An 11668-nucleotide genomic window follows, 5' to 3' on the forward strand; every position below is an offset into this window, starting at 1 on the left:
GTTAATCTCAGGTGAGCGGGTAACCCCCGCGGCTCCGGTGGCCTGGTGACGCAGCCGCCGCGAGTGATCGTCGGTTCGGCAGTTCTGTACGACGTGCCCCGGGACAGGGCCGTCGGCCCCCTTTGCACCACGACGTACCGCGAGCATCACGTCTCGTACCGCGAGCACCATGACTCGTGCTACGAGCACCACGCCTCGTACCACGACACAACTCCCGCACGCCGTGCGCCCGTTGGCCGTTGGCCCGTTGGCGTATTCGAGCGCTCCCTGATGCCGGACGCGTGCGCCCTCTCTCAGTCGTCACTCATCCCTGGAGTCCCGTGATGGACATCCCCCTGAACACTGTCGCCGTGGTCGGTCTCGGCACGATGGGCACCGGCATCGCCGAGGTCCTGGCCCGCGCCGGGCGCGAGGTCATCGGCATCGACATCAGCGAGCGCGCCGGCCGCCAGGCCGTGGCCGCCCTCGAAGCCTCCACGGCCCGCGCGGTGTCCCGCGAGCGGATCACCCCGCAGGAGCGGGGCGACATCCTCGCCCGGTTCCGTACCTTCACCGACCTCCAGGCCGCCGCCGAGGCCGAGCTCGTCATCGAGGTCGTGCCCGAGTCCTACGAGCTGAAGCATCAGGTCTTCCACGCCCTCGACTCCATCGTCGCGCCCACCGCCATCCTGGCGACCGGCACCAACGCGCTGTCGGTGACCCGACTCGCCGCCGACTCCGCGCACCCCGAGCGCGTGCTCGGCCTGCACTTCTTCAACCCGGCGCCCGCGATGAAGCTCGTCGAGGTCGTCTCGTCCGTGCTCACCGCTCCCCCGGCCGTCGACGCGGTCACCTCGCTCGCCCTGGATCTCGGCAAGGAGCCCGTCGCGGTCGGCGACCGCCCGGGCTTCGTCGCCGACGGGCTGCTCTTCGGCTACCTGAACCAGGCCGCCGCGATGTACGAGTCGAAGTACGCCTCGCGCGAGGACATCGACGCCGCGATGAAGCTGGGCTGCGGCCTTCCGATGGGCCCGCTCGAACTGCTCGACCTGATCGGCATCGACACCGCGCGCACCGTCCTGGAGGCCATGTACACCTCCTCCCAGGACCGGCTGCACGCGCCCGCCCCGATCCTCGGCCAGCTCACCGAGGCCGGCCTGACCGGCCGGAAGAAGGGCCGCGGCTTCTACACGTACGAGGGTGAGGGCAGCTCGGTCGTGGTGGCCGACGCCCAGACCCCGGACACCATCGCGGGCGCCGGGCGCGGCCGGGAGATCCGCTCGGTCGGCGTGGCCGGCTCGGGCACGATGGCGTCCGGCATCGCGGAGGTCTTCGCCAAGGCCGGATACGACGTCGTGCTCGCGGCCCGCAGCCTGGAGAAGGCGGAGACCGCCAAGTCCCGGATCGGCAAGTCGCTCGCGCGCTCGGTCGAGAAGGGCCGCCTCACCGCGGAGGCCCGCGAGGAGACCCTGCGCCGCATCACCGCCGCGGGCGCCCTGGAAGCCTTCTCCGACGTCGACCTCGCCGTCGAGGCGGTCGCCGAGGACCTGGAGGTCAAGCAGCAGCTCTTCGCGACGCTCGACAAGATCTGCAAGCCGGGCGCGGTGCTCGCCACCACCACCTCCTCGCTGCCCGTCGTCGCCTGCGCCCGCGCCACCTCGCGCCCGCAGGACGTCATCGGGATGCACTTCTTCAACCCGGCGCCCGCGATGAAGCTGGTCGAGGTGGTCCGTACCGTCCTCACGTCGGACGAGGTGCACGCCACCGTCCGCGAGGTCACCGCGAAGATCCGCAAGCACCCGGTGGACTGCGGCGACCGCGCCGGGTTCATCGTCAACGCGCTGCTCTTCCCGTACCTCAACAACGCGATCAAGATGGTGCAGGAGCACTACGCGACCCTGGACGACATCGACGCCGCGATGAAGCTGGGCGGCGGCTACCCGATGGGGCCGTTCGAACTGCTCGACGTGGTGGGCCTCGACGTCTCGCTCGCCATCGAGAAGGTGCTGCACGCCGAGTTCCGCGACCCGGGTCTTGCCCCGGCGCCGCTGCTCGAACACCTCGTGGCGGCCGGCTGCCTGGGCCGCAAGACGGGCCGTGGATTCCGCGAGTATGCCCGGCGCTGAGCCGGACGCGGGGTGGGGCGGGCTGTTGCAGCCTCCGGACAGCTCGCCCCCGTGGACGCGACCTGCCGCATCCATGCAGTACGTTCGGTCCATGCCCCAGCCAGTCAGGTCCACCCGTACGAACGCCGTGCCCGACGCCCCGGAGAGCGCCGCAGGCAGCAGGGCGGCCGCCCAGCGACTCAAGATGCGCCGTGAGCTGGCGACCGCGGCGATGGACCTGTTCTCCGCGAAGGGGTACGAAGCCACCACCGTCGACGAGATCGCGGCCCGGGCCGGGGTGGCGCGGCGGACCTTCTTCCGCCACTTCCGCTCCAAGGAAGAGGCGATCTTCCCCGACCACGACGACACCCTGGTGCGCGCCGAGGCGGTCCTGAACGCCGCGCCCCCGCACGAGCACCCTCTCGACACCGTGTGCCGGGGCATCAAAGAGGTCATGAAGATGTACGCGGGCTCCCCCACGGTGTCCGTGGCCCGCTACAAGCTGACCCGTGAGGTGCCGACGCTGCGCGAGGCCGAGATCGCCTCGGTCGCCCGCTACGAGCGCCTCTTCACCCGCTATCTGCTCGGCCACTTCGACGAGCACGACCACCAGCCGGGCAACGACGACCCCCTGCTCGCGGAGGTGGCGGCCTCCGCTGTCGTCACCGCCCACAACCACGTGCTGCGCCGCTGGCTGCGGGCCGGCGGGCAGGGCGATGTGGAGAGCCAGCTGGATCACGCCTTCGCGATCGTGCGGGAGACCTTCGGCTCCGGCATAGGGGCGGGCCGCACCGGCAAGCCGAAGCCGGCCGCCACCGTCTCGGCCGGCGACGAGGTGCTGGTTGCGGTGGCCCGTACGGACGCGCCGCTCGACGAGATCATGCAGACCATCAAGCAGGCGCTCAAGACGAAGTAGGCGGCACGCAGTGCCATCGGTGGCCGTATCCCTGCGCGAGGGGTACGGCCACCGGCATGTGCGGCGCCACTCCGCGCCCGCGGCGGGACGACACCGGGACGACGCCACTGACCTGCAACGATCGATCATCGCTCAGCTGCGCGGGTCAATCCGCATATGAGAGAAACTCTTGGCACGCCGTGTCTTGCGGCCTGGCACTGGGTGCCATACGTTGAGGGTGTCCGGGCGGTCGGCGCACGGAGCATCCTCGTACGCCGGCCGTGTCCCACACCCGCCGTCCCGGCGAGTGCACCCGGGCGCCTGCGTCACAGGCAACCTCCCGCGCCCACCAGGCGCAGCCGTTCTTGAACCACCACCGCCGAACCGACGGCACACCTCCACAGCACCAACCCCCGAAGACCCTCAACGCCCCCATCGGGCGCTTCGCCGGAGGCAACACCGTGAAGGAAATCCTGGACGCGATCCAGTCGCCGGAGTCCACCTCCGCCGACTTCGCCGCTCTGCCGCTGCCCGACTCGTACCGCGCGATCACCGTGCACAAGGACGAGGCGGAGATGTTCGCCGGGCTCACCACCCGCGACAAGGACCCCCGCAAGTCGATCCACCTGGACGAGGTGCCGATCCCCGAACTCGGCCCGGGCGAGGCCCTGGTGGCCGTCATGGCCTCCTCGGTCAACTACAACTCGGTCTGGACCTCGATCTTCGAGCCGGTGTCGACCTTCAGCTTCCTGGAGCGTTACGGCAGGCTCAGCGAGCTCACCAAGCGCCACGACCTGCCGTACCACGTCATCGGCTCCGACCTCGCGGGCGTCGTGCTGCGCACCGGGCCCGGCGTCAACGCCTGGCAGCCGGGCGACGAGGTCGTCGCGCACTGTCTGTCGGTCGAGCTGGAGAGCTCCGACGGCCACAACGACACGATGCTCGACCCCGAGCAGCGCATCTGGGGCTTCGAGACCAACTTCGGCGGGCTCGCCGAGATCGCGCTCGTCAAGTCCAACCAACTCATGCCCAAGCCCCGGCACTTGAGCTGGGAGGAGGCGGCGGCGCCCGGTCTGGTCAACTCGACCGCGTACCGCCAGCTGGTCTCCCGCAACGGCGCCGGCATGAAGCAGGGCGACAACGTCCTGATCTGGGGCGCGAGCGGTGGGCTCGGCTCGTACGCCACGCAGTTCGCGCTGGCCGGCGGCGCCAACCCGATCTGTGTCGTCTCCAGCCCCGAGAAGGCCGACATCTGCCGGGCCATGGGCGCGGAGGCGGTCATCGACCGCAACGCCGAGGGCTACAAGTTCTGGAAGGACGAGCACACCCAGGACCCCAAGGAGTGGAAGCGCTTCGGCAAGCGCATCCGCGAGTTCACCGGCGGCGAGGACATCGACATCGTCTTCGAGCACCCCGGGCGTGAGACCTTCGGCGCGAGCGTCTACGTCACGCGCAAGGGCGGCACCATCACCACCTGCGCCTCCACCTCGGGCTACATGCACGAGTACGACAACCGCTACCTGTGGATGTCCCTGAAGCGCATCATCGGCTCGCACTTCGCCAACTACCGGGAGGCGTGGGAGGCCAACCGCCTCATCGCCAAGGGCAAGATCCACCCGACCCTGTCCAAGGTGTACTCCCTGGAGGACACCGGGCAGGCCGCCTACGACGTGCACCGCAACCTGCACCAGGGCAAGGTCGGCGTGCTCGCCCTCTCTCCCCGCGAGGGCCTCGGCGTCAGCGACCCGGAACTGCGCGAGAAGCACCTGGACGCCATCAACCGCTTCCGCAACGTCTGAGCCGGGGACCACTCATGACAGAGCGTCAGAAGGATCGGCCGTGGCTCATGCGGACGTACGCCGGTCACTCGACCGCCGAGGCGTCCAACGAGCTCTACCGCAACAACCTGGCCAAGGGGCAGACGGGTCTGTCGGTCGCGTTCGACCTTCCGACGCAGACCGGATACGACCCCGACCACATCCTCGCCCGCGGCGAGGTGGGCCGGGTCGGGGTCCCGGTCTCCCATCTCGGTGACATGCGGCGCCTGTTCCAGGACATCCCCCTGGAGCAGATGAACACCTCGATGACGATCAACGCCACCGCGATGTGGCTGCTCGCCATGTACCAGGTGGTCGCCGAGGAGCAGGGCGCGGACATCACCCAGCTCCAGGGCACCACCCAGAACGACATCGTGAAGGAGTACCTCTCGCGCGGGACGCACGTCTTCCCGCCGGGGCCTTCACTGCGGCTGACGACAGACATGATCTGTTACACCGTGAACAACATCCCCAAGTGGAACCCGATCAACATCTGCAGCTACCACCTGCAGGAGGCGGGCGCCACCCCGGTCCAGGAGATCGCGTACGCGATGTCCACCGCGATCGCCGTCCTGGACTCGGTGTTCGCGTCGGGCCAGATCCCCGAGGACCGCAAGGGCGATGTGGTGGCCCGCATCTCCTTCTTCGTGAACGCGGGTGTCCGCTTCATCGAGGAGATGTGCAAGATGCGCGCCTTCGGCCGCATCTGGGACAGGATCACGCGGGAGCGGTACGGGATCGAGGACGCCAAGCAGCGGCGTTTCCGCTACGGCGTCCAGGTCAACTCCCTGGGCCTGACCGAGGCGCAGCCCGAGAACAACGTCCAGCGGATCGTGCTCGAAATGCTGGCCGTGACGCTCTCCAAGGACGCCCGCGCCCGGGCGGTCCAACTCCCCGCCTGGAACGAGGCGTTGGGGCTTCCGCGCCCCTGGGACCAGCAGTGGTCGCTGCGTATCCAGCAGGTCCTCGCACACGAGAGCGACCTGCTGGAGTACGAGGACATCTTCGAGGGCTCGCACGTCATCGAGGCCAAGGTGGACTCGCTGGTTCAGGAGTGCCTGGCCGAGATCGACCGGATTCAGGAGATGGGCGGCGCGCTCGCGGCCGTCGAGTCGGGCTACCTCAAGTCGCAGCTCGTCTCCTCGCACGCCGAGCGGCGGGCCCGTATCGAGGGCGGCGAGGAGAAGATCGTCGGCGTCAACTGCTACGAGGCGACCGAGCCGAGCCCGCTCACCGCGGACCTGGACGGGGCGATCATGACGGTCGACCCGGCCGTCGAGGCCCGTGTCGTGGCCTCGCTGAAGAACTGGCGTGACACCCGCTACCAGCCGCCCTTCAACCACCCGCGCCCCTGCAAGGCGCTGGAGAAGCTGCAGGAGGCCGCGCAGGGCACCGGAAACCTCATGGCGGCGACCCTGGAGTGTGTGCGCTCGGGGGTCACCACCGGCGAGTGGTCCGAGGCGCTGCGGGAGGTGTTCGGCGAGTTCCGGGCGCCCACGGGTGTGTCGTCGGCGCCGGTCGCGGTGACCGCCGATGCGGGCACGCCGCTGGCCGTGGTCCGCGAGAAGGTGGCGCGGACCGCGTCGGACCTGGGCTCGGGGCGGCTGCGTCTCCTGGTCGGCAAGCCGGGCCTGGACGGGCACTCCAACGGAGCCGAGCAGATCGCGGTGCGTGCGCGGGACGCCGGCTTCGAGGTGGTCTATCAGGGCATCCGGCTCACCCCGGAGCAGATCGTGAGCGCCGCCCTCGCCGAGGACGTGCACTGTGTCGGCCTGTCCATTCTGTCCGGCTCGCACGCCGAACTCGTCCCGGACGTCCTGGTGCGTCTGCGCGAGGCGGGCGCGGGCGACATCCCGGTGATCGCCGGCGGGATCATTCCGCCCGCGGACGCCGAGGAGCTGCGCACGGCGGGTGTGGCCGCCGTTTTCACCCCTAAGGACTTCGGTATCACGGAGATCATCGGCCGTATCGTCGACGAGATCCGGAAAGCGAACAAGCTCGACCCGTTGGAGGTCCCCGCATGAGCACCCCCGTCTCCCCCGTCAACCGGCTCCGTCCGCGCCGCTCGTGCCTCGCGGTCCCCGGGTCGAACCCCCGCTTCCTGGAGAAGGCCCAGGGCCTCCCGGCCGACCAGGTCTTCCTCGACCTGGAGGACGCCTGCGCGCCGCTGGCCAAGCCCGAGGCGCGGCACACCATCGTCAAGTTCCTCAACGAGGGCGACTGGACGGGCAAGACGCGGGTGGTGCGCGTCAACGACTGGACGACCGAGTGGACGTACCGCGATGTCGTGACCGTGGTCGAGGGGGCGGGCCAGAACCTCGACTGCATCATGCTGCCGAAGGTGCAGAGCGCCGACCAGGTCGTGGCGCTCGACCTTCTCCTGACCCAGATCGAGAAGACGATGGGCTTCGAGGTCGGCAAGATCGGCATCGAGGCGCAGATCGAGAACGCGCGCGGCCTCAACAACGTCAACGCGATCGCCGAGGCCTCGCCCCGTACCGAGACGATCATCTTCGGCCCGGCCGACTTCATGGCCTCCATCAATATGAAGTCCCTGGTCGTGGGCGAGCAGCCGCCGGGTTACGGCGCGGACGCGTACCACTACATCCTGATGAAGATCCTCATGGCGGCGCGCGCCAACGACCTCCAGGCGATCGACGGCCCCTACCTCCAGATCCGCAACGTGGACGGCTACCGCGAGGTGGCCAAGCGCGCCGCGGCGCTCGGCTTCGACGGCAAGTGGGTGCTGCACCCGGGTCAGGTCGAGGCGTCCAACGAGATCTTCTCGCCGTCGCAGGAGGACTTCGACCACGCCGAGATGATCCTCGACGCCTACGAGTGGTGCACCTCCGAGGCCGGTGGCAAGAAGGGCTCCGCGATGCTCGGCGACGAGATGATCGACGAGGCCAGCCGCAAGATGGCCCTGGTCATCTCGGGCAAGGGCCGGGCCGCCGGCATGAAGCGCACCACGAAGTTCGAAGCCCCGGAGGCGTGAGCGTCATGCAGTTCGGCCGTACCTATGAAGAGTTCGAAGTCGGCGCCGTCTACAAGCACTGGCCCGGAAAGACGGTCACCGAGTACGACGACCACCTCTTCTGTCTGCTCACCATGAACCACCACCCGCTCCACATGGACACCAACTATGCGGAGAAGACGACCGACTTCGGCAAGAACGTCGTGGTGGGCAACTACATCTACTCGCTGTTGCTCGGCATGAGCGTGCCGGACGTCTCGGGCAAGGCGATCGCCAACCTGGAGATCGAGTCGCTCAAGCACGTGGCGCCGACCTTCCACGGCGACACGCTCTACGGCGAGACGACGGTGCTCGACAAGACCCCGTCGAAGTCGAAGAACGACCGCGGCATCGTGTACGTCGAGACCAAGGGCTACAAGCAGGACGGCACGCTGGTCTGCGTCTTCCGCCGCAAGGTGATGGTGCCGACCGAGACGTACATCAAGGAGCGCGGCGGCGAGCAGCCCGGCCGGCCGGAGCTGATCGAGCCCGCCAAGAAGACCGCTCCCAAGACCGCCGCCACGAAGACCGCCGAGAAGTCGGAGAAGTAGCCATGGCCCGTCTCGCGCAGACCGCCGGTCTGACCGACGTCCAGCAGGAAATCCTGTCCACCGTACGGGACTTCGTCGACAAGGAGATCATTCCGGTCGCGACCCAGCTGGAGCACAAGGACGAGTACCCGACGCAGATCGTCGAGGGGCTCAAGGAGTTGGGCCTGTTCGGCCTGATGATCCCTGAGGAGTACGGCGGTCTCGGGGAGTCGCTGCTCACCTACGCGCTGTGCGTGGAGGAGATAGCGCGTGGCTGGATGTCGGTGTCCGGCATCATCAACACGCACTTCATCGTGGCGTACATGCTCAAGCAGCACGGCACCCAGGAGCAGAAGGACACCTTCCTGCCGCGGATGGCGCTCGGCGAGGTGCGCGGCGCGTTTTCCATGTCGGAGCCGGCGCTGGGCTCGGATGTGTCGGCGATCACGTCCAAGGGTGTCAGGGACGGCGAGGAGTACGTCCTCAACGGCCAGAAGATGTGGCTGACCAACGGCGGTACGTCGTCCTTGGTGGCCGTTCTGTGCCGGAGTGACGAAGGACACCCCGAGGGGACCGCGCCCCACAAGTCGATGACGACCTTCCTGGTGGAGAAGGAGCCCGGCTTCGGCGAGGTCCGGCCGGGGCTCACCATCCCCGGCAAGATCGACAAGATGGGTTACAAGGGCGTCGACACGACCGAACTCATCATGGACGGGCTGCGCATTCCGGCCAATCGGGTCCTCGGTGGGGTCACCGGCCGAGGGTTTTACCAAATGATGGACGGCGTGGAGGTCGGGCGGGTCAACGTCGCGGCCCGTGGCTGCGGAGTCGCGCAGCGTGCATTTGAGTTGGGTGTCTCCTATGCCCAGCAAAGGCACACTTTCGGAAAGCCGATCGCCGAGCACCAGGCGATTCAGTTCAAGCTGGCCGAGATGGCTACCAAGGTCGAAGCCGCCCATGCGATGATGGTCAACGCAGCACGCAAAAAGGACTCCGGGGAACGAAACGACCTCGAAGCAGGGATGGCGAAGTACCTCGCCTCCGAGTACTGCAAGGAGGTGGTGGAAGACGCGTTCCGCATTCACGGCGGTTACGGCTTCTCCAAGGAGTACGAGATCGAGCGCCTGTACCGCGAGGCGCCGATGCTGCTCATCGGTGAAGGTACCGCCGAGATCCAGAAAATGATCATTGGGCGCCGACTTCTTGAGGAGTACCGGTTCCAGGGTTGATTGTCGCTTTTGAGTCGGTATGGCCGCGAAGAACATCACACCCTGTCATCGCCTTCCGGCCGCCGACTCGGCTTCTGGCTTGCCCAGTTGCGGCTCGCAACCGATACCATCGCCGGTAAACCTGCCGCCGTCCCCCGTTGCCAGCGCGGCATCATCCGCTACGAAGGTCATCCATGCCCCACAGCCAAACCTCTGCACCACGCGACGGCTTCCTCAAGGGACGCCTTGCTCGCGGAGCATCGCCGTGGCTTCTGCCGACCGTCGCCACCGCAGCCCTCAGCCTCGCCCGCTCACGCCGTTCCAAGGGCGCCGCGATCGTGGCCGTGCCCACCACCGCGCTCGCGGCGGGCATGCTGTGGTTCTTCCGCGACCCCGAGCGTGAGATCACGCAGGGGCGGGTCATCTCCCCCGCCGACGGTGTGGTGCAGAGCATCATGCCGTGGAAGGACGGGCGTACCCGCGTCGCGATCTTCATGAGCCCGTTGAACGTCCACGTCAACCGCGCGCCCGTCGCGGGCACGGTGACCTCGGTGGAGCACATCCCCGGTGGCTACGTTCCGGCGTTCAACAAGGAGAGCGAGAACAACGAGCGCGTCGTCTGGCACTTCGACACCGAACTCGGTGACATCGAGATGATCCAGATCGCCGGCGCCGTCGCGCGCCGCATCGTGCCGTACGTCCCCCAGGGCACCAAGGTGGAGCAGGGCGAGCGCATCGGCCTCATCCGCTTCGGCTCGCGGGTCGACATCTACCTCCCCGAGGGTGTCGAGGTCGCGGTCGAGGTCGGGCAGGCGACCACGGCGGGGGTGACTCGAATTGACCGTGATTGATCCCGAGACGCAGGCCGGCTGGGTCCCCGAGGCGGAGTCCGAGGACGACGTCGAGGAGATGCCGCTGTCGCTGCGCCTGTCGATAGCGGACACCCTCACCCTCGGTAACGCCACGTGCGGGTTCATGGCGGTGTATTTCACCACCACGGGCATCCTTATCCCGCACCTCTCCGGCAGCCAGGAGACCGGCATGGCGCGGCACTCCGCCGCGACCGCCGTGATCCTGATGCTGCTCGCCGCGATCTTCGACCTCTGTGACGGTCTGGTCGCACGCAAGCTGCGCAGCTCCCCGATGGGCGCCGAGCTGGACAACCTCTCGGACCTCATCAGCTTCGGGCTCGCCCCGGCCTACTTCGTGCTCGTGTACGGCATGGTCGCGGACGACGCCCACCAGCGGGTGGCGGCGGTGGCGGCGATCACGGTGCTGCTCGCCGTGGTGCTGAGACTGGCGCGCTTCTCGTGCGTGACGATGAAGGACGGCATGTTCCAGGGCATGCCGAGCCCCTTCGGCGCCCTCACCGTCGTCTCGATCGTGCTCCTGGAGCTTCCGTTCGTCCCGACGCTGCTCGCCGTCATAGGGGTCGCCTGGCTGATGGTGAGCCGGGTCGAGTACCCGAAGCCGCGGGGGATCCTCGCGGTGGCGATGCTCAGCTGGATCATCGGTGCGATGGGTCTGCTGGCGGCGTGGGCGTTCGACGCGCCGGGCGGTCAGATGCTGCTCCAGACCGGCTGCGCCCTGCAGATCGTCCTGGCCGCCACGATCCCCCTCTTCGCGACGGCCCGCCGGGTGAACACGTTCCGCGACAACCGCCGCGAGGCGCGGGCGGCACAGCCGTAATTCCTCACGGCGCTGGACTGAAAAGGGGCCCCGGGTTGATGAACCCGGGGCCCCTTTTGCATGCCCTTCGGGGGTGCCGCCTGCGGTGCCACTGCTGCGGTGCCCGTGCCTTCGGCGGCGCTGGGGATCTCGGTCGGGTGCGGACCGTGGGTGGTTGCTCGCGCAGTTCCCCGCGCCCCTGAACCCGCCTTTGTCCGTCGGTCGTGGTCGCGTCTCGCGCAGTTCCCCGCGCCCCTGGGTATCCAGTGCCGGGCGGCGTGGGCATCCTCAGGCGGGATGCTCTGAGCTGTGCGGCGCGGGGGCAGGAGGGGCAACCTCAGCCCGTCATGGGGGTCCCCCTGGCCCCTATGGCCTTGGGGGAGTTTGAGGGCGGGCGCCCTTCAGGCGCGAACGGGGGTGCAGGGGGCGGAGCCCCCGCCGGGGTTCGAGGGG

9 protein-coding genes are annotated in these 11668 nt (G+C 68.5%); all 9 read left to right on the top strand.

Translation table 11 applies throughout. From position 1 onward, the window contains the following. Positions 1 to 323: 323 nt before the first annotated feature. A complete protein-coding gene (locus AB0D31_RS31125) occupies positions 324 to 2105 on the top strand; it encodes a 3-hydroxybutyryl-CoA dehydrogenase (protein WP_362729321.1) in 1782 nt (593 codons plus the stop codon). Between the two features lie 73 nt (positions 2106 to 2178). Next, positions 2179 to 3000 (top strand): TetR family transcriptional regulator, encoded by an 822-nt coding sequence (locus AB0D31_RS31130; protein ID WP_362729323.1) that lies wholly within the window; start codon positions 2179 to 2181, stop codon positions 2998 to 3000. Positions 3001 to 3440: 440 nt separating this feature from the next. Further along, entirely contained in the window at positions 3441 to 4778 is a 1338-nt protein-coding gene (gene ccrA, locus AB0D31_RS31135) for a crotonyl-CoA carboxylase/reductase (protein ID WP_362729324.1), read from the top strand. Then, positions 4775 to 6820 (top strand): protein meaA, encoded by a 2046-nt coding sequence (locus AB0D31_RS31140; protein ID WP_362729335.1) that lies wholly within the window; start codon positions 4775 to 4777, stop codon positions 6818 to 6820. Before ccrA ends, AB0D31_RS31140 begins: the two co-directional genes overlap by 4 nt. Next, positions 6817 to 7791: a CoA ester lyase gene (locus AB0D31_RS31145; RefSeq protein ID WP_267057265.1), complete on the top strand. Its 975-nt coding sequence runs from the start codon at positions 6817 to 6819 to the stop codon at positions 7789 to 7791. The genes AB0D31_RS31140 and AB0D31_RS31145 overlap by 4 nt, the downstream gene beginning before the upstream one ends. 5 nt (positions 7792 to 7796) lie before the next feature. Then, positions 7797 to 8360: a MaoC family dehydratase gene (locus tag AB0D31_RS31150; RefSeq protein ID WP_362729337.1), complete on the top strand. Its 564-nt coding sequence runs from the start codon at positions 7797 to 7799 to the stop codon at positions 8358 to 8360. Between the two features lie 2 nt (positions 8361 to 8362). Beyond that, positions 8363 to 9568, top strand: coding sequence for an acyl-CoA dehydrogenase family protein (locus tag AB0D31_RS31155; RefSeq protein ID WP_362729326.1), 1206 nt, complete (start codon positions 8363 to 8365; stop codon positions 9566 to 9568). Between the two features lie 173 nt (positions 9569 to 9741). Further along, positions 9742 to 10398, top strand: coding sequence for a phosphatidylserine decarboxylase (locus tag AB0D31_RS31160; RefSeq protein ID WP_362729328.1), 657 nt, complete (start codon positions 9742 to 9744; stop codon positions 10396 to 10398). Then, positions 10385 to 11236, top strand: coding sequence for a CDP-diacylglycerol--serine O-phosphatidyltransferase (pssA, locus tag AB0D31_RS31165; protein ID WP_362729330.1), 852 nt, complete (start codon positions 10385 to 10387; stop codon positions 11234 to 11236). The genes AB0D31_RS31160 and pssA overlap by 14 nt, the downstream gene beginning before the upstream one ends. The last annotated feature ends 432 nt before the right edge of the window (positions 11237 to 11668 follow it).

The sequence above is a fragment of the Streptomyces sp. NPDC048361 genome (genome assembly GCF_040651795.1).
GTDB lineage: Bacteria > Actinomycetota > Actinomycetes > Streptomycetales > Streptomycetaceae > Streptomyces.

Coding starts and splice junctions, on each gene's coding strand:
- AB0D31_RS31125 (WP_362729321.1), top strand. CDS start 324: ATGGACATCCCCCTGAACACTGTCGCCGTGGTCGGTCTCGGCACGATG.
- AB0D31_RS31160 (WP_362729328.1), top strand. CDS start 9,742: ATGCCCCACAGCCAAACCTCTGCACCACGCGACGGCTTCCTCAAGGGA.
- AB0D31_RS31150 (WP_362729337.1), top strand. CDS start 7,797: ATGCAGTTCGGCCGTACCTATGAAGAGTTCGAAGTCGGCGCCGTCTAC.
- AB0D31_RS31130 (WP_362729323.1), top strand. CDS start 2,179: ATGCAGTACGTTCGGTCCATGCCCCAGCCAGTCAGGTCCACCCGTACG.
- AB0D31_RS31155 (WP_362729326.1), top strand. CDS start 8,363: ATGGCCCGTCTCGCGCAGACCGCCGGTCTGACCGACGTCCAGCAGGAA.
- AB0D31_RS31145 (WP_267057265.1), top strand. CDS start 6,817: ATGAGCACCCCCGTCTCCCCCGTCAACCGGCTCCGTCCGCGCCGCTCG.